The organism is Streptomyces sp. GESEQ-4 (assembly GCF_017948455.1).
In the GTDB taxonomy this organism is placed as follows: Bacteria; Actinomycetota; Actinomycetes; order Streptomycetales; family Streptomycetaceae; genus Streptomyces.
On sequence record NZ_JAFFSU010000002.1, the window covers coordinates 1 to 17,497 of the forward strand.

A 17,497-nucleotide genomic window follows, 5' to 3' on the forward strand; every position below is an offset into this window, starting at 1 on the left:
GCGCCGATGGTACTGCAGGGGGGACCCTGTGGGAGAGTAGGACACCGCCGAACTCCTTTTAGAGCTCTGGCTCTTGGGCGTCATGCCCAAGAGCCAGAGCTTTTTTGCGTTGAGGTAAGGTCAGGGAGCATCGTTGGCTCGTTCCCACAGGAGGCTCCCGGGTGGAGGTCCAGGAGACCCGCGTCCAGACAGACCGGGTCCTCACCATCCCCAACATCCTCAGCATGGCCCGCCTTGTCGGCGTGCCTGTTTTCCTGTGGCTGATCCTCCGGCCCGAGTTCGGAGGGCCCAAGAGCGATGGCTGGGCGCTCCTTGTGCTGATGCTCAGCGGGGTGAGCGACTACCTGGACGGGAAGCTCGCCCGACGTTGGAACCAGATCAGCAGCCTTGGCCGGCTTCTTGATCCCGCCGCGGACCGGCTCTACATTCTCTCGACGCTGGTCGGACTCACCTGGCGGGAGATTCTGCCGATCTGGTTGACCGCTGTACTTCTGGCACGTGAGTTGGTCCTGCTGGTCATGGTGGGTATCCTCAGGCGCCACGGCTATCCGCCGCCGCAGGTGAACTTCCTGGGCAAGGCAGCCACGTTCAACTTGATGTATGCCTTCCCTCTGCTGTTGCTCAGTGACGGAAGTGGATGGATCTCGTCACTCGCTGCTATTTTCGGCTGGGCGTTCGCCGGATGGGGTACAACGCTGTACTGGTGGGCAGGAGTCCTCTACGTGGTACAAGTCCGCCGCCTGATCCGTGCGGACGCAGCCATGGCCGATTGAACTCGCGGATTGGGGCGGGCGTAGTCCCGCGATGGCCCGCGACGGAAATATGCGGGACAATCTGGACGGGTAAAGTCGGCTAGACCGTCGTCACTTCGAGGAGGACGCTTCCGACATGAAGGCCGTCGTGATGGCCGGAGGCGAAGGCACACGCCTTCGCCCTATGACCTCAAGCATGCCCAAGCCGCTCCTGCCGGTGGCCAACCGCCCGATCATGGAGCATGTTCTGCGGCTGCTCAAAAGGCATGGGCTCACCGAGACCGTCGTCACCGTGCAGTTCCTGGCCTCGCTGGTCAAGAACTATTTCGGTGACGGTGAGGAGCTCGGAATGGAGCTCACCTATGCCAACGAGGAGAAGCCACTCGGTACTGCCGGAAGCGTCAAGAACGCCGAAGAGGCGTTGAAGGACGATGCTTTCCTCGTCATCTCCGGCGATGCACTGACCGACTTCGACCTCACCGAACTGATCCGTTTCCACAAGGAGAAGGGCGCACTGGTCACGGTCTGTCTGACGCGTGTGCCCAATCCGCTGGAATTCGGTATCACCATCGTCGACGAAGAGGGCCGGGTCGAGCGGTTCCTCGAGAAACCGACCTGGGGCCAGGTCTTCTCGGACACCGTGAACACCGGTATCTACGTCATGGAGCCCGAGGTCTTCGACTATGTCGAGCCCGATGTGCCCGTCGACTGGTCCGGCGATGTCTTCCCTCAGCTGATGAAGGAGGGCAAGCCTGTCTTCGGCTATATCGCTGAGGGCTACTGGGAGGACGTCGGCACGCATGAGAGCTATGTGAAGGCGCAGGCCGACGTCCTGGAAGGCAAGGTCGACGTCGAGCTCGACGGCTTCGAGATCTCGCCGGGGGTGTGGGTGGCGGAGGGCGCCGAGGTGCATGCCGACGCTGTGCTCCGCGGTCCTCTCTATATCGGGGACTACGCCAAGGTCGAGGCCGGCGCCGAAATTCGAGAGCACACGGTCGTGGGCTCGAACGTGGTCGTCAAGAGCGGGGCGTTTCTGCACAAGGCCGTGGTGCACGACAACGTGTACGTGGGGCAGCACAGCAACTTGCGTGGCTGTGTCGTCGGTAAGAACACCGACATCATGCGCGCCGCCCGGATCGAGGACGGCGCCGTGATCGGCGACGAGTGCCTGATCGGTGAAGAATCGATCGTTCAGGGCAACGTCCGCGTCTACCCCTTCAAGACCATCGAGGCCGGTGCCTTCGTCAACACCTCGGTGATCTGGGAGTCCAGGGGCCAGGCACATCTCTTTGGAGCTCGTGGGGTCTCCGGAATCCTGAACGTGGAGATCACACCCGAACTCGCTGTGCGGCTCGCCGGCGCCTATGCCACGACCCTCAAGAAGGGCTCCACGGTCACTACGGCCCGCGACCACTCGCGCGGTGCACGGGCGCTGAAGCGAGCAGTCATTTCCGCGCTGCAGGCCAGCGCCATCGACGTACGGGATCTGGAGAACGTACCGCTGCCCGTGGCACGGCAGCAGACCGCGCGGGGCAGTGCCGGTGGAATCATGATCCGGACCACTCCGGGCGTGCCGGACTCCGTGGACATCATGTTCTTCGACGGACAGGGTGCCGATCTTTCGCAGGGCAGCCAGCGGAAGTTGGACCGGGTGTTCGCGCGTCAGGAGTACCGGCGGGCGTTCCCGGGTGAGATCGGTGATCTGCACTTCCCGGCCAGCGTCTTTGACTCGTACACGGGGTCGCTGCTGCGGAATGTCGACACCACCGGGGTCACTGAGTCGGGTCTCAAGGTCGTCGTGGACGCGTCGAACGGCAGCGCCGGGCTGGTGCTGCCGAGCCTGCTCGGCAAGTTGGGTGTGGACTCGCTGACGATCAATCCCGGTCTGGACGAGTCGAGGCCCACCGAGACGGCGGATGCGCGGCGGTCGGGGCTGGTGCGGCTGGGAGAGATCGTGGCGTCCGCCCGGGCCGCGTTCGGGGTGCGGTTCGATCCTGTCGGTGAGCGGCTTTCGCTGGTCGACGAGAAGGGACGGATCGTCGAGGACGACCGGGCGTTGCTCGTCATGCTCGACCTGGTGGCCGCGGAGCGGCGCAGCGGGCGTGTGGCCCTGCCGGTGACGACCACGAGGATCGCCGAGCAGGTGGCGGCGTACCACGGGACGCAGGTCGAGTGGACGACCACCTCGCCCGACGATCTGACCCGGGTCGGACGTGACGACTCGACGATCTTCGGCGGGGACGGCCGGGGTGGGTTCATCATCCCGGAGTTCAGCAGCGTCTTCGACGGTACGGCGGCCTTCGTGCGCCTGATCGGGCTGGTCGCGCGGACGCAGCTCACGCTCAGCCAGATCGATGCGCGGATTCCGCGGGCGCATGTCATCAAGCGGGATCTGGCGACTCCCTGGGCCGTCAAGGGCCTTGTGATGCGGCGGGTTGTGGAGGCTGCCGGAGACCGCTTCGTGGACACCACGGACGGTGTGCGGGTGGTGGAGACCGACGGGCGCTGGGTGATGGTGCTGCCCGACCCGGCCGAGGCGGTCACGCACCTCTGGGCGGAGGGCCCCGACGACGCCTCCGCGCAGGCTCTGCTCGACGAGTGGTCGGCGGTCGTGGACAGCGCCGGGCGCTGAAAAACGTGGCACGCGCGCGTGCCGGACAAGTGTCCTCAAGGGGGCCTGTCCGGCACGCCGGTGGGGCCATTCGGAGGTAGTGGCCGCGACATGCGACGATGTGCGGCATGCCGCAGCAGCCCCCCGTTCGGAGCACACCCACGCGCCCTGCGCGTCCGGATGCCTCCATGTCGCTGCTCACCAATGTGATGGACCACAGCCTCGACGAGGGGTACGCCGAAGCGGCGGCCCGGAAAGAGGCCGCCGGCGGCATGCCCAAGACCCTCAGGGCGAAACTGGGCCTTGCCGTCGGTCTGGTGCTGGCGGCGCTTGTCGTCACCGTCGGAGCCGCCCAAGCGCGTGTCGCCGCGCCTGTCGTGGCGAAGGAGCGCGAGGAACTGATCGACCGCATCGACCGTGAGACCTCGACTGCGGACCAGCTCGAGGACGCCGTCGATCAGCTGCGCGCCGAGGTGAGTACGCGGCAGCGCGAGGCTCTGAAGCGGAGCGGCGGCAGTGATCAGGCGGAGTTGGTGGGTCTGCTGTCGGGGGCCACGGAGGTGCACGGCCCCGGTGTGAAGCTGGTCGTCGACGACGCCGAGGAAGCGTCGACCGGTGGTGACGGTGATCCCCGTGAGACCTCCGGGTTCTCCGACACCGGACGGGTGCGCGACCGAGACATGCAGCGCGTGGTGAACGGGCTGTGGGAGTCGGGGGCCGAAGCCGTCTCCATCAACGGGCAGCGGCTGACGGCGCTGTCGGCGATCAGGGCCGCGGGTGACGCGATACTGGTCGACAACAAGCCGCTGGTGCCGCCGTACACGGTGCTCGCGGTGGGGGACGGGGACCGGCTGAGCACCAGGTTCCAGAACAGCGCCGACGGGCTGTATCTGAATGCCCTGCAGGAGAACTACGGCATCCGGACCTCCATCTCCGCGGAGGAGGACCTCCGGCTGCCCGCCGCACCGAGCGTGACCGTACGAACAGCACAGCCGAAAACCGAGAAGGGCACATCGTGATCGCCGTACTGGGCCTCGTCGTGGGAGTCGTGGCCGGCCTGTTGGTCCGGCCGGAGGTTCCGGCGGTCGTCGAGCCTTATCTGCCGATCGCCGTCGTGGCGGCGCTCGACGCCGTCTTCGGGGGACTGCGGGCCATGCTCGACGGCATCTTCGACGACAAGGTCTTCGTCGTGTCGTTCCTGTCCAACGTCGTCGTGGCCGCGTTGATCGTGTTCCTGGGCGACAAGTTGGGTGTCGGGGCCCAGCTGTCCACCGGCGTCGTCGTGGTCCTCGGCATCCGTATCTTCTCCAACGCCGCCGCCATCCGTCGGCACGTGTTCCGGGCGTGAGGCCGATGAGCGACAAGGACGAGGCGGCGGAGAACAGGCTGCGCAAGGAACTCCCCGAAGAGCTTCCCGCGGTGGCCGGCCCGGCAGAGGAAAGGCCCGCTGAGGAAGCGCCGGCTGACGACGCCCCCGCCGCGGCGGAGCCCGAGCTGACCGGACGACAGCGGCTGGTGCAGGGGATCTGGCCGCCGCGCGTCACCCGGGCCCAACTCATCGTCGCGCTGCTGCTGTTCGGCCTCGGCTTCGGCCTGGCCGTCCAGGTGGCCTCCAACAGTGACGGCGACAGTGCCCTGCGTGGTGCGCGTCAGGAGGATCTCGTGCGCATCCTCGATGAACTGGATGACCGTACCCAGCGTCTTGAGGACGAGAAGCAGGGGCTCGAGAAGCAGCGCGACGAGCTGGAGAACAGCTCGGACCAGGCTGAGGAGGCCCGGAAGCAGACACTCGAGAAGGAGCGGCAACTCGGCATTCTGGCGGGCACGGTGGCCGCGCAGGGGCCGGGCATCACGGTGACCATCGACGACACGAAGGGGACGGTCGAGGCGGACATGCTGCTCGACGCGATCCAGGAGCTGCGCGCCGCCGGCGCGGAGGCGATCCAGGTGAACGGCGTGCGGGTCGTCGCCGGCACCTACCTGACTGACTCCGGCAACAGCGTGAGCGTCGATGGGAACAAGATCAACGCTCCCTATCGTTTCAAGGTCATCGGCAAGCCGCAGGACCTCGAACCGGCGCTCAACATCCCAGGAGGCGTGGTGCAGACTCTCGAGAAGGAGCAGGCCACCGTGACCGTCGAGCGGTCCGGCAAGATCGTTGTGGATGCCTTGCGAGCGGCGAAGCGGCCTGACTACGCTCGGTCGTCCTCCCAGTGAACCGGGGGTGCATGGGGGACGTCCGGCGAGGGCAAGACGTTGCGGGGGGTCGGCGCACCGAATGGGTGGTGCGTGGTGGAAACTGTCTGGTGGATACGGACGTTGTGAGGATGTCCGGGTCGGCCGGTGAGTGCAATCAGGGTTCGTCCTGCCCCACGGGCGGGTCTGTTTCGGTCAAGGGGAATCGCCCGTGAAGTTGTTTGCGAAGTTGTTCGGCAAGAGCGCGCGAGAGGGTCGTGAAAACGCCACGGCTCGTCATCGCGCGCAGCCCGACGCAGAAGGTCAGCGCCCGATGTTCCGGGACCAGGTCGCTGGTCCGGGAGGTGACATTTCGGGAGGTCAGGGCGCGCCGTCTGTTGACCCTGCGCAGTCCGGCGGCATAGGTTTCGGGCAACCGTCAACCTCAGGTGCGGGTGGAGGATTTTCCGCCGACCCGTACGCGTCCAACGCCCCGGCGGGGCAGCCGCGGCAGGAGGATCCGTCCATGTCGGCCCTGGTATGTACGAGGTGCGGTAACCGCAACGCGGAGAACAGCCGCTTCTGCTCCAATTGCGGTGCCCCGCTGCGGTCCGGGGCCGCGGCCGAGCGTCCGTCCGAGACGACCTCCACGATCTCCATCTCCGGCCTTGAGGCGTACGACGCCGAGGTCACCGGCCAGACGCAGATGCCGATGCTCTCCCCGGAGGCGCAGGCGGCCGTCGACGCGCTGCCGCTGGGCTCGGCGCTGCTGGTGGTGCGCCGCGGGCCGAACTCCGGCAGCCGCTTCCTCCTGGACAGCGACCTGACCACCGCCGGGCGGCACCCGCAGAGCGACATCTTCCTGGACGACGTGACGGTCTCCCGACGGCACGTGGAGTTCCGCCGCAGCCCCGACGGCTCGTTCACGGTGGCCGACGTGGGCAGTCTGAACGGCACGTATGTCAACCGCGAGCGCATCGACCAGGTCGCCCTGTCGAACGGTGACGAGGTGCAGATCGGCAAGTACCGGCTGGTCTTCTACGCGAGCCAGCGAGGCTACTGACCCTCCCCCGGGCGCCGTCCGGGGGGACCCCCAGGGAAGGTCCATGCTTCAAACACCGAGCGGCGGTGCCGGAGCCGGTACCGCCGCCACGGACAGTGGGCTGATGAGCATCGGCACGGTGCTGAACGTGCTGCGCGACGAGTTCCCGGAAGTCACGATCTCCAAGATCCGTTTCCTGGAGTCGGAGGGGCTGATCGAGCCGCAGCGGACTCCCTCCGGGTATCGCAAGTTCAGTGCGGACGACGTCGAGCGCCTCGGCCATGTACTGCGCATGCAGCGGGACCACTATCTGCCGCTCAAGGTGATCCGCGAGCACCTGGACGCGATAGCCCGCGGGGAGGCCGTACAACTGCCCGCGCTGGCCCGCCAGCGTGACGGTGAAGCCGTGGTCGAGGCCTCCGAGGCTCCCACGGCGGCCCGGATCGGCCGGGCCGAACTGCTCGCCGCCGCGGAGATCTGCGAGCGGGAGCTGGAGGAGTGGGAGGCGTACGGCCTTGTCGCTCCGCTGCCGGACGGGGCGTACGACGCTGAGGCGGTCACTGTCGCGTCGCTCGTCTCCGAGCTGGGGCGGTTCGGGATCGAGCCGCGTCATCTGCGGGTCATGAAGGCCGCCGCGGACCGCGAGGCGGGCCTGGTGGATCAGGTGGTGGCCCCCCTGAAGCGGCATCGCAATCCGCAGACCAGGGCGCATGCGGAGGCGCGTACCAAGGAATTGGCAGTGCTGACCGTGAAGCTGCATGCCGCGCTGGTGCAGACCGCGCTGGGAGTGCGGTTGCCCTGAGGCGTCCGGGCCGTCGGCGTCCGGTTGCGGCACCCGTTTTCGGCCCGACTACCCAAACGTCCCGGGCACGGCCTAGGGTTGCTGTGTGAACGAGCTCGATGTCGTAGGTGTCCGGGTCGAAATGCCCTCCAACCAACCGATCGTGCTCCTGCGCGAAGTGGGAGGCGACCGTTACCTCCCCATCTGGATCGGCCCGGGGGAGGCGACGGCCATCGCCTTCGCCCAGCAGGGCATGGCCCCCGCACGACCGCTGACCCACGACCTGTTCAAGGACGTGCTGGAGGCCGTCGGCCAGGAGCTCACCGAAGTGCGCATCACGGATCTGCGTGAGGGCGTCTTCTACGCCGAGCTGGTCTTCGCCAGCGGCGTCGAGGTGAGCGCCCGCCCGTCCGATGCCATAGCGCTGGCCCTGCGCACCGGAACGCCGATCTACGGCAGCGACGGGGTGCTCGACGACGCGGGGATCGCGATCCCGGACGAGCAGGAGGACGAGGTGGAGAAGTTCCGCGAGTTCCTCGACCAGATCTCGCCCGAGGACTTCGGCACCAGCAGCCAGTGAAGCGCGGCGGCCCGGCGGACGCAGCCCCCTGTCGGGTCGGTCGATGCCTCGCGGTGGAGCGAAATGCCGGCATGTGCCACGGGCCCGTGAGAGCGTCGGTCAAGCCCCCTCCGAGCGCATTCGGCTAGCCTTTCCCCGCGGTGGGGTACGGGAAACCACTCCTAGGGTGATTATCACTCGGCGTGCCGAGTGTGGCGATCGTTGACGCACCCCCGGTGACTGCCTACCGTCGAGAAGGCAGGTCAAGGACGGAGGTCGGCGTGAGAAGCAGCGGCGACGGTACGGCTGGGGGTGCTCCCGGACATGGCCCGGGGGCGAGCGGTCCGTACCCGCTTCACGGCAGCGCGGCCGATCACGCTCCGCAGCACATGGCGGCCGTGCCCGGCAGCGGAGGGGCGACGTCCATGGCGTCCGAGCAGATCGGCTACCGCGGTCCGACGGCCTGTGCGGCCGCGGGCATCACCTACCGGCAACTCGACTACTGGGCGCGCACCGGGCTGGTCGAGCCGAGCGTGCGGCCCGCGCACGGGTCCGGCACGCAGCGTCTGTACAGCTTCCGGGACGTCGTCGTCCTGAAGATCGTCAAGCGGTTCCTGGACACCGGGGTGTCGCTGCAGAACATCCGTACCGCCGTCCTGCACCTCAGGGAGCGCGGTTTCCGCGACCTGGAGCGCATGACGCTGATGAGCGACGGCGCCACCGTCTACGAGTGCACCTCGCCCGACGAGGTCCACGCGCTGCTCCAGGGAGGCCAGGGCGTCTTCGGGATCGCGGTGGGCGTCGTGTGGCGGGATGTCGAGACCGCCCTCTCCCAGCTGCACGGGGAGCGGATCGACACCGGTGAGACGCTCGTCGGGAACAACCCGGCCGACGAACTGGCGCGGCGGCGGAACCGGGCGGTCTGAGCACCGTTCCACAGCGGTTCGCGGGCATTGTCAGTGGCGTAGGGCAGCATCGGACATGTGAGAAACGCGCCCACGATCCTGCATCTCGACATGGATGCCTTCTTCGCCTCGGCGGAGCAGGCGTCCAAGCCGAGCCTGCGCGGGAAGGCCGTCATCGTGGGCGGGCTCGGGCCGCGGGGGGTGGTGGCGACGTGTTCGTACGAGGCGCGTGTCTTCGGGGTTCACTCGGCGATGCCGATGGCGCAGGCCCGGCGGCTCGCGCCGAACGCCGCGTATCTCGTGCCGAGGTTCGGGTTCTACCGGTCGATCAGTGAGCAGGTGATGGGGCTGCTGCGGGATCTGTCGCCGCTGGTGGAGCCGCTGAGTCTGGACGAGGCGTTCGTCGATCTGGAGGCGGGTGGGGCGGCCTGGGACGAGACGTCCGCGCGGCTGGCCGGGGTGAAGCTGCGGGCCGACATCCGGGCCGTCACCGGGCTCACCGGGTCGGTCGGACTCGCCGCCTCAAAGATGCTCGCGAAGATCGCCTCGGAGCAGGCCAAGCCCGACGGTCTGGTGGTGATCGAGCCGGGGAGCGAGCGGGCGCTGCTCGGGCCCATGTCGGTGCGGACGCTGCCGGGGGTCGGACCGGCGACGGGCGACCATCTGCGGCGGGCCGGGATCACCACGGTCGACGAGATCGCCGAGGCGGGCGAGGACGAGCTCGTACGACTGCTGGGCAATGCTCATGGACACGCGCTGTACGCCATGGCGCTGGCGCGTGACGACCGGCCCGTGGTGGCCGAGCGGGAGACCAAGTCGGTGTCGGTCGAGGACACCTACGACGTGGACATTCATGACCGGGTGCGGGTCGGTCTGGAGGTGCAGCGGCTCGCCGACCGGTGTGTGCGGCGGCTGCGCGGGGCCGGGCTGTCCGGGCGGACCATCGTGCTGAAGGTGCGGCGGTACGACTTCTCCACGCTGACCCGGTCGGAGACCCTGCGCGGGCCCACGGACGATCCCGGGGTGGTGCGCGAGGCCGCGGCCCGGCTGCTGGAGTCCGTGGACACCACGGGCGGGGTGCGACTGCTGGGGGTGGGCGTCAGCGGGCTCGCCGACTACACCCAGGAGGACCTGTTCGCGCAGGCGGCGGGGGAGCGGGCGGAGAGTGAGGTGGAGGAGCCCGTGGCCGTCGAACCGGCCGAGGTGCAGTCGGCGCCCGTGGAGCGGCGGTGGCCGGCGGGGCATGACGTACGGCACGGCGAGTACGGGCACGGATGGGTGCAGGGCAGTGGGGTCGGGCGGGTCACGGTGCGGTTCGAGACGCCCGACTCGGAGCCCGGGAGGGTCCGGACGTTCCGGGTCGACGATCCCGAGCTGGCGCCGGCGGATCCGTTGCCGCTTGTGCCGCTTGTGCCGCTTGTGCCGCTTGTGGTGCGAAGACCCGACGAGCCGGAAGAGCCTGTGGTGCCGGAGGAGCCCGCGGTGCCTCCGGTTCAGGTGTCGTCCGTGCCGGCCAGCTTGCCGAAGTCGCGGTCCGGGAGCGAGGGCGGTGGAGCGACGTCGAGACCGTAGTGGTGGTAGAGCTGGAGTTCCTGCTCCGGTGAGAGGTGGCGGCCGACGCCGAAGTCGGGGGCGTCCTTGATCAGGGCGCGGTCGAAGGGCACGTGCAGGGCCCCCTCTATCAGCTCGCTGGGCTCCAGGGGGACGAAGGCGTCCCTGCTGAACAGGCCGGTGCGTATCGCGGCCCACTCCGGTTCTCCGGTGGCGTCGTCGAGGTAGACCTCGTCGATGGTGCCGATCTTGGAGCCACCGCGGTCGAACGCCTTGCGGCCGATCAGGTTGCGCGGATCGATGTCGGTCTGCACGGGCCCTCCAATTGGTCGCAACTCATCCGTAAGCACTACAAAAGAGCAGATTCACCAAGGTGGCCACTCGAAGGTTGCGGCGTTGACCTCGCTGGTACTCTGGCAGCGGCTGCTGACCCCGTGCGGGAGAGTCCTCCAGACACCATCGGAGGCGCCGAAGGAGCAAATCCTCCCCGGAATCTCTCAGGCTCACGTACCGCACGGACGAGGTCACTCTGGAAAGCAGGGCGGGTGTCGACGGCTTCCGCTCTCACCGACGGTGAAAGCCGGGTGCCCTTGGGCGTCCGGTGAAGCTCTCAGGTTGAGATGACAGAGGGGGAGGCCGTCCGGGCACCCGCGCCGTGGTGTCCCTCGAAGGTCGTGTCAGACCAGGAGGCCTCCGCAATGACCGCCCACCGCATTCCGCTCTCCGAGCTCGAACAGGGAATCCCCTTCGAGCAGCGCCACATCGGGCCCGACCAGGAGGCGCGGGCCAAGATGCTCGCGCAGGTCGGCTACGGCTCCCTCGACGAGCTGACCGCCGCCGCGGTGCCGGATGTGATCAAGAACGCCGACGACCTGGACCTGCCGGGTGCGCGCACCGAGGCCGAGGTGCTGGCCGAGCTGCGCACGCTGGCCGACCACAACCAGGTGCTCGGCTCCATGATCGGGCTCGGGTACTACGGGACCTTCACGCCGCCCGTCATCCTGCGGAACGTCATGGAGAACCCGGCCTGGTACACGGCCTACACGCCGTACCAGCCGGAGATCTCCCAGGGGCGGCTCGAGGCGCTGCTGAACTTCCAGACCATGGTCGCCGACCTCACCGGGCTGCCGACCTCCGGTGCCTCGCTGCTCGACGAGGGCACGGCCGCCGCCGAGGCGATGGCGCTGTCCCGGCGGATGGGCAAGAACAAGAAGGGCCTGTTCCTGGTCGACGCGGACGCGCTGCCGCAGACCATCGCCGTGATCGAGACGCGGGCCGAGCCGACCGGCGTCGAGGTCGTCGTCGCCGACCTCAGCGACGGCATCCCGGCCGAGCTCGCCGAGCGTGAGATCAACGGCGTGCTGATCCAGTACCCGGGCGCCTCCGGTGCCGTACGCGACATCAAGCCGGTCATCGAGCGGGCGCACGAGCTGGGCGCGCTCGTCACCGTCGCCGCCGATCTGCTCGCGCTGACGCTGCTGAAGTCGCCGGGTGAGCTGGGTGCCGACATCGCGATCGGTACGACGCAGCGGTTCGGTGTGCCGATGGGCTTCGGCGGGCCGCACGCCGGCTACATGGCCGTACACGAGAAGTTCGCGCGCAGCCTGCCCGGACGGCTGGTGGGCGTGTCCGTCGACGCGGACGGGCACAAGGCGTACCGGCTCGCTCTGCAGACGCGTGAGCAGCACATCCGTCGCGAGAAGGCGACCAGCAACATCTGTACCGCCCAGGTGCTGCTTGCCGTGATGGCCGGGATGTATGCCGTCTACCACGGGCCCGAGGGGCTGAAGGGCATCGCTCGCAGGACGCACCGGTATGCATCGATCCTCGCCGAAGGGCTGAGGAGCGGTGGTGCCGAGGTCGTCCACGGCGCCTACTTCGACACCGTCACCGTCCGGGTTCCGGGACGGGCCGCCGAGGTCGTCGCCGCCGCGTGTGGGAACGGCGTCAACTTGCGGCTGGTGGACGCCGATCTCGTGTCGATCGCCTGCGACGAGACCACGAACCGGGCCCAAGTGGGCGCCGTATGGAGCGCGTTCGGGGTCGAGGCCGACATCGAGGCGCTGGACTCCGCCGCGGCGGACGCGCTGCCGGACGCGTTGCTGCGCTCCGACGAGTACCTGACCCACCCGGTCTTCCACCAGCACCGTTCCGAGACCGCGATGCTGCGCTATCTGCGCCGGCTCGCCGACCGGGACTACGCGCTGGACCGCGGCATGATCCCGCTGGGCTCCTGCACCATGAAGCTCAACGCCACGACCGAGATGGAGCCGGTCACCTGGCCCGAGTTCGGGCAGCTGCACCCCTTCGCGCCCGCCGAGCAGGCGCAGGGCTATCTCACGCTCATCCGTGAGCTGGAGGAGCGGCTCGCCGAGGTCACCGGGTACGACAAGGTGTCGCTGCAGCCCAACGCCGGTTCGCAGGGTGAGTTCGCCGGGCTGCTCGCCGTACGCGGGTATCACCGGGCCAATGGGGACGAGCAGCGGACCGTGTGCCTGATTCCGTCCTCGGCGCACGGGACCAACGCCGCCAGTGCCGTCATGGCCGGGATGAAGGTCGTCGTCGTGAAGACCGCCGAGGACGGCGAGATCGACGTGGCGGATCTGCGGGCGAAGATCGAGCAGTACCGCGACGAGCTGTCGGTGCTGATGATCACGTACCCGTCGACGCACGGTGTGTTCGAGGAGCATGTCGCCGACATCTGCGCGCAGGTGCATGAGGCGGGTGGCCAGGTGTACGTCGACGGCGCCAACCTCAACGCGCTTGTGGGGCTTGCCAAGCCGGGGCACTTCGGCGGTGACGTCTCGCATCTGAATCTGCACAAGACCTTCTGCATCCCGCACGGTGGTGGCGGTCCGGGCGTCGGTCCGGTGGGTGTGCGTGCGCACCTGGCGCCGTATCTGCCGAACCATCCGCTGCAGCCAGCGGCCGGTCCTCAGACGGGTGTCGGGCCGATCTCGGCCGCGCCGTGGGGTTCGGCGGGGATCCTGCCGATCTCGTGGGCGTACGTCCGGCTCATGGGCGGCGAGGGGCTCAAGCGGGCCACGCAGGTGGCGGTGCTCAGCGCCAACTACATCGCCAAGCGGCTCGAGCCGCACTACCCGGTGCTCTACACCGGTCCCGGCGGGCTGGTAGCGCACGAGTGCATCATCGATCTGCGGCCGCTGACCAAGGCGACCGGCGTGAGCGTCGACGATGTCGCCAAGCGGCTGATCGACTACGGGTTCCACGCGCCGACGATGTCGTTCCCGGTGGCCGGGACGCTGATGATCGAGCCGACCGAGTCCGAGGATCTGATCGAACTCGACCGGTTCTGCGAGGCGATGATCGCCATACGGGCGGAGATCGAGAAGGTCGGTTCGGGCGAGTGGCCCGCGGACGACAACCCGCTGCGGAACGCGCCGCACACCGCGGGCGCGCTCGGCGGGGAGTGGAAGCACGCGTACACGCGCGAGGAGGCCGTCTTCCCGGAGGGCGTCTCGGCGTCCGGGAAGTACTGGCCGCCGGTGCGGCGGATCGACCAGGCCTTCGGTGACCGGAACCTGGTGTGCTCCTGCCCGCCGTTGGACGAGTACGAGGACTGAGGCCTACGTCGTCGGGGGGCTCCGCCGTCATGGCGGAGCCCCCCGACGCGTCATGCGGTCGCCAGTGAGACCTCGGTCGACTTGATCAAGGCGACGACCGGTGTGCCGGGTGACAGGGCCAGGTCCGCTGCGGCGTCCTTGGTGATCGCGGCGGTCAGTTCGCCGCCCTCGACGCGGATCTTCACGGAGGCCATCGCGTTGCCGGTGGTGATGTCGGTGACCGTGCCGGGGAGCTGGTTGCGGATGCTCAGGCCCTCGACCGGGGCGGTGGCCAGGGACACCTCCGTCGACTTCACGAGGGCGCGGACGGCGGAGCCCGGCGTGAGGGCGAGGTCGGCGACGGCTTCCAGGGTGATCGCCGAGGTGAGGTTCTGGCCGCCGCTGAGGCGGACGCCGACGGTTGCCATCACCTCGCCGGGCGTGACGGTGACGACCGTGCCGGGGAGCTGGTTGCGGATGCTCAGGGTCATGGGCATCAACCTAGGGCTCCGGGCGGCTCATGCCGGGTATGCGTGGGTCTGCGTCGCCTTGACCGTTGCCCACACCTGGGCGCCCGGGTGCAGGTCGAGTTCGGCGGCGGCGACCGTGGTTAGGTCGGCGGCGAGGGGGAGTTCGCCGGTGAGGTCCGTGCGGATCTGGTCGCCGTGGGTCTCAAGACCGGCCACTTCGCAGCGCCACAGGTTGCGGGCGCTGGAACCGGTGGGGCGGTCGCGGTGGAGGGTGACCGCGCTGGGAGGGAAGGCGACGAAGACCGGTCCGGCGAGGTCTTCCGTGGTCGTGATGTCAGGGCCGGCGTCCAGGTGGACCGTGTGGCCCGCTGCCTGTCCCTTGTAGAGGTTCAGGCCTACCAGTTGGGCGATGTAGTCCGTACGGGGATGGCGGGCGATGTCGGACGGGGTGCCCTCCTGGACGACTGCGCCGTGCTCGATGACGACCAGTCGGTCGGCCAGCACCATTGCGTCCAGGGGGTCATGGGTGACCAGGACGGCGACTGCCTCGAAGTCGGCGAGGTGGCGGCGGAGTTGGGCACGGACTTCGAGGCGGGTGCGGGCGTCCAGAGCGGCGAGTGGTTCGTCGAGGAGGAGCAGGCGGGGGCGGGTGGCGAGGGCGCGGGCGAGGGCTACGCGTTGGGCCTGGCCGCCGGAGAGGCTGCGGGGCTTGGCTGTGGTGTGCGCGGTGAGGCCCATACGGTCCAGCCACTCGGCCGCCTGGGCGCGGGCCTCGGTCTTGGTGGCGCCATGGCAGCGGGGGCCGAAGGCGACGTTGTCCAGGGCGGTGAGGTGGGGGAAGAGGAGGTAGTCCTGGAAGACGACGCCGACCGGGCGGGATTCCGGGGGTGTGCGGTGCAACTCGGTGCCGTCCAGGTGGAGATGGCCGGAGGTGAGGGGGGTGAGGCCGGCGAGGGCGCGGAGGGCGGTGGTTTTGCCTGCGCCGTTGGGGCCGAGTAGGGCTACTACCTCGCCGGGGGCGGCGGTGAGGGTGATGTTCAGGTGGAAGAGGCCGCGGGTGACGGTCAGGTGGGCGTCGAGGCCTTCTGGGTTTGTGCGGCTGGTGGGGTGATCGGGGGGTGTTTTGTCGAGGTCCGTCATGGGGTGCACGTCCGAAGGGTGGGCGCGGTGCGGGGGGTTTCGGGGCGGGTCGGTGCCGGTGCTGGGGGGTGGGTTTCGCTCGCCCGCGCTGGCGGGGTGCCGCTGCGCCCACCCGTGCCGCCCCAGCGGCACGACTGCCCGCAGCGAAGCGCTCCGCGGGGAGGGCAGGGATAGGCCGTCGATCGTCCGCGGGCATCGTTGTGGCTGGTCGCGCAGTTCCCCGCGCCCCTTCGGGGCGCTGCCGAACCGCAGGTGTTGCTCATGATGGTGTCATCCAGCGGTCCCGTAGGCCTGCCAGGACTGCGATGGAGACCGTCAGGAGGACCAGGCTCAGGGCGATGGCTGCCGCTGGGTCGCTTTGGAGGGCCAGGTAGACCGCTAGGGGCATTGTCTGGGTGCGGCCGGGGAAGTTGCCGGCGAAGGTGATTGTCGCGCCGAACTCGCCGAGGGCGCGGGCCCAGGCGAGGACCGCGCCTGCTGCGATGCCGGGGGCGATGAGGGGGAGGGTGACCCGGCGGAAGGCCGTGAAGCGAGAGGCGCCGAGGGTGGTGGCTGCCTCCTCGTAGCGGGGGTCGGCGGCCCGTAGCGTGCCCTCCACGCTGATCACGAGGAAGGGCATCGCCACGAAGGTCTCCGCCAGGACCACGCCAGCGGTGGTGAAAGGGAGTGTGATGCCGAACCACTCGTCCAGCCATTGGCCGACGACGCCGTTGCGGCCGAGCGCCAGCAGCAGGGCGACGCCGCCGACCACAGGGGGCAGGACGAGCGGCAGGGTGACCAGGGCGCGGACCAGGCCCCGGCCGGGGAAGTCCGTGCGGGCCAGCAGCCAGGCGAGCGGGACGCCGATGACCAGGCTCAGTGCCGTCGCCGCCGTGGCGCACACCAGCGACAGGCGCAGCGCCTCCCACACCTCGGGGCTGGTCAGCTGGTCGGGCAGGGTGCGCCAGGGCGTCCGTACGAGCAGGGCGACGAGGGGGAGCAGCAGGAACGCCAGGCCGAGGAGGGCCGGGATCAGCAGGGGGAGCGGCACCAGGCGGGGGCGGGTGCGGATGCGCGTACGAGCGCGCCCGCTCTCGATCGTCTCGGCCGGGCCTCTCACGGCTTGAGGAACCCCGCCCCGGTCAGGACCTGCTGGCCCGCGGGTGACTTCACCAGTTCCATGAACGCCTTCGCCGCCTCGGCGTTGGGGGCGTCCTTGAGGAGGGTGATCGGGTAGTCGTTGATGGCCTCGGCCGACTCGGGGAAGTCCACGCCCTCCACCTTGTCACCCGCAGCCTTCACATCCGTCTTGTAGACGACGGCGGCGTCCGCCTCCTTCAGCTCGACCTTCGTCAGGGCGCTCTTCACGTCCTGCTCGTAGGAGACCGGGGTGAGCTTCAGGTCGCTGGCCTGCAGGGCCTTCTCCCCGGCGGAGCCGCACGGCACCGTCTTGTCGCACAGGACCACCTTCAGGCCGGACTTGGTGAGGTCCTTGAGGGAGGCGATCTTGTCGGGGTTGCCCGGCAGGGTGGCGATCTCTAGCTGGTTGCGGACGAAGGTGGACGGGGTGCCGTCCGCGGCCTTGGCGTCCGTCACGATCGCCATCGTCTTGGCGCTGGCCGCGGCGAAGACGTCGGCCGGGGCGCCGCCCGTGATACTCGAGGCGAGGCTGTCGCTGCCGCCGAAGCTGAAGGTGACCTTCGTGCCCGGGTGCTTCTGCTCGAACTCCTTGCCCAGCGCCGTGAAGCTCTCCTTGAGGGAGGCGGCGGCGAAGACGGTGACGGTGCCGGACAGCTTCGGCGACCCCGATGACGCGGGGTCGGAATCCGCTGCGGAGCCGGACGAGGAGGAGCAGGCCGTCAGGGCCAGCAGCAGGGCGGCTCCTGCGCCGGCCGCCTGCGGGGTCCGGCGGGTCCGGCGCGCGGAACGGGTCATCACAGGTCCACTCCCTCTGTCTCCCGGGGTGGGT

16 protein-coding genes and 1 riboswitch are annotated in these 17,497 nt (G+C 69.0%); of the genes, 11 read left to right on the plus strand and 5 right to left on the minus strand.

Annotation, left to right across the window (positions count from 1 at the left end):
- Positions 1-161 precede the first annotated feature (161 nt).
- From KCH48_RS05305 to KCH48_RS05350, 10 genes are all read left to right on the plus strand, one after another.
- Positions 162-773: a CDP-alcohol phosphatidyltransferase family protein gene (locus tag KCH48_RS05305; RefSeq protein WP_210570956.1), complete on the plus strand. Its 612-nt coding sequence runs from the start codon at positions 162-164 to the stop codon at positions 771-773.
- 115 nt (positions 774-888) lie between these two features.
- A complete protein-coding gene (locus KCH48_RS05310) occupies positions 889-3,384 on the plus strand; it encodes a mannose-1-phosphate guanyltransferase (protein ID WP_210570957.1) in 2,496 nt (831 codons plus the stop codon).
- Positions 3,385-3,551: 167 nt separating this feature from the next.
- Positions 3,552-4,382 carry a DUF881 domain-containing protein gene (locus KCH48_RS05315; RefSeq protein ID WP_246884892.1) on the plus strand — a complete coding sequence of 277 codons (831 nt, stop codon included), beginning with the start codon at positions 3,552-3,554 and terminating at the stop codon, positions 4,380-4,382.
- Entirely contained in the window at positions 4,379-4,711 is a 333-nt protein-coding gene (locus tag KCH48_RS05320; protein WP_003988855.1) for a small basic family protein, read from the plus strand. The genes KCH48_RS05315 and KCH48_RS05320 overlap by 4 nt, the downstream gene beginning before the upstream one ends.
- Positions 4,712-4,716: 5 nt before the next feature.
- Positions 4,717-5,580, plus strand: coding sequence for a DUF881 domain-containing protein (locus KCH48_RS05325; RefSeq protein ID WP_210570959.1), 864 nt, complete (start codon positions 4,717-4,719; stop codon positions 5,578-5,580).
- A 130-nt stretch (positions 5,581-5,710) separates the two neighbouring features.
- Positions 5,711-6,601: an FHA domain-containing protein gene (locus KCH48_RS43395; RefSeq protein WP_374104655.1), complete on the plus strand. Its 891-nt coding sequence runs from the start codon at positions 5,711-5,713 to the stop codon at positions 6,599-6,601.
- Positions 6,602-6,644: 43 nt separating this feature from the next.
- Positions 6,645-7,382: a MerR family transcriptional regulator gene (locus KCH48_RS05335; RefSeq protein ID WP_210570961.1), complete on the plus strand. Its 738-nt coding sequence runs from the start codon at positions 6,645-6,647 to the stop codon at positions 7,380-7,382.
- Between the two features lie 85 nt (positions 7,383-7,467).
- On the plus strand, positions 7,468-7,941 hold the full coding sequence (locus KCH48_RS05340) for a bifunctional nuclease family protein (protein WP_004002801.1): 474 nt from the start codon (positions 7,468-7,470) through the stop codon (positions 7,939-7,941).
- Positions 7,942-8,201: 260 nt separating this feature from the next.
- Positions 8,202-8,846 (plus strand): MerR family transcriptional regulator, encoded by a 645-nt coding sequence (locus tag KCH48_RS05345; protein ID WP_210570962.1) that lies wholly within the window; start codon positions 8,202-8,204, stop codon positions 8,844-8,846.
- Positions 8,847-8,903: 57 nt separating this feature from the next.
- Entirely contained in the window at positions 8,904-10,397 is a 1,494-nt protein-coding gene (locus tag KCH48_RS05350) for a DNA polymerase IV (protein ID WP_210570963.1), read from the plus strand.
- Here KCH48_RS05350 and KCH48_RS05355 read toward each other — a convergent pair.
- On the minus strand, positions 10,319-10,690 hold the full coding sequence (locus KCH48_RS05355; RefSeq protein ID WP_210570964.1) for a PRC-barrel domain-containing protein: 372 nt from the start codon (positions 10,688-10,690) through the stop codon (positions 10,319-10,321). The genes KCH48_RS05350 and KCH48_RS05355 overlap by 79 nt on opposite strands.
- A 113-nt stretch (positions 10,691-10,803) precedes the next feature.
- A riboswitch (glycine riboswitch) is annotated at positions 10,804-10,899 on the plus strand.
- A 175-nt stretch (positions 10,900-11,074) separates the two neighbouring features.
- On the opposite strand from KCH48_RS05355, the gene gcvP reads away from it, so the two are divergent.
- On the plus strand, positions 11,075-13,960 hold the full coding sequence (gcvP, locus tag KCH48_RS05360) for an aminomethyl-transferring glycine dehydrogenase (protein WP_210570965.1): 2,886 nt from the start codon (positions 11,075-11,077) through the stop codon (positions 13,958-13,960).
- A gap of 50 nt (positions 13,961-14,010) precedes the next feature.
- Here gcvP and KCH48_RS05365 read toward each other — a convergent pair whose 3' ends face one another.
- The 4 genes from KCH48_RS05365 to modA all read right to left on the minus strand — a co-directional run bounded on the left by KCH48_RS05365 (position 14,011) and on the right by modA (position 17,463).
- Positions 14,011-14,430, minus strand: a complete 420-nt coding sequence (locus tag KCH48_RS05365; RefSeq protein WP_210570966.1) for a molybdopterin-binding protein — start codon at positions 14,428-14,430, stop codon at positions 14,011-14,013.
- A 27-nt stretch (positions 14,431-14,457) separates the two neighbouring features.
- A complete protein-coding gene (locus tag KCH48_RS05370; RefSeq protein WP_210571471.1) occupies positions 14,458-15,549 on the minus strand; it encodes an ABC transporter ATP-binding protein in 1,092 nt (363 codons plus the stop codon).
- 259 nt (positions 15,550-15,808) lie between these two features.
- Entirely contained in the window at positions 15,809-16,648 is an 840-nt protein-coding gene (locus KCH48_RS05375; protein WP_374104656.1) for an ABC transporter permease, read from the minus strand.
- Complete coding sequence (gene modA, locus KCH48_RS05380) at positions 16,645-17,463, minus strand: molybdate ABC transporter substrate-binding protein (protein ID WP_210570967.1); 819 nt, start codon at positions 17,461-17,463, stop codon at positions 16,645-16,647. The genes KCH48_RS05375 and modA overlap by 4 nt, the downstream gene beginning before the upstream one ends.
- Positions 17,464-17,497 lie beyond the last annotated feature (34 nt).

What these genes read in the sequence shown, in the direction of transcription:
- KCH48_RS05310 (WP_210570957.1), top strand. Translation starts at nt 889, where the DNA reads ATGAAGGCCGTCGTGATGGCCGGAGGCGAAGGCACACGCCTTCGCCCT.
- KCH48_RS05315 (WP_246884892.1), top strand. Translation starts at nt 3,552, where the DNA reads ATGTCGCTGCTCACCAATGTGATGGACCACAGCCTCGACGAGGGGTAC.
- KCH48_RS05325 (WP_210570959.1), top strand. Translation starts at nt 4,717, where the DNA reads ATGAGCGACAAGGACGAGGCGGCGGAGAACAGGCTGCGCAAGGAACTC.
- KCH48_RS05335 (WP_210570961.1), top strand. Translation starts at nt 6,645, where the DNA reads ATGCTTCAAACACCGAGCGGCGGTGCCGGAGCCGGTACCGCCGCCACG.
- gcvP (WP_210570965.1), top strand. Translation starts at nt 11,075, where the DNA reads ATGACCGCCCACCGCATTCCGCTCTCCGAGCTCGAACAGGGAATCCCC.
- KCH48_RS05365 (WP_210570966.1), bottom strand. Translation starts at nt 14,430, where the DNA reads ATGACCCTGAGCATCCGCAACCAGCTCCCCGGCACGGTCGTCACCGTC.
- KCH48_RS05370 (WP_210571471.1), bottom strand. Translation starts at nt 15,549, where the DNA reads ATGACGGACCTCGACAAAACACCCCCCGATCACCCCACCAGCCGCACA.
- modA (WP_210570967.1), bottom strand. Translation starts at nt 17,463, where the DNA reads ATGACCCGTTCCGCGCGCCGGACCCGCCGGACCCCGCAGGCGGCCGGC.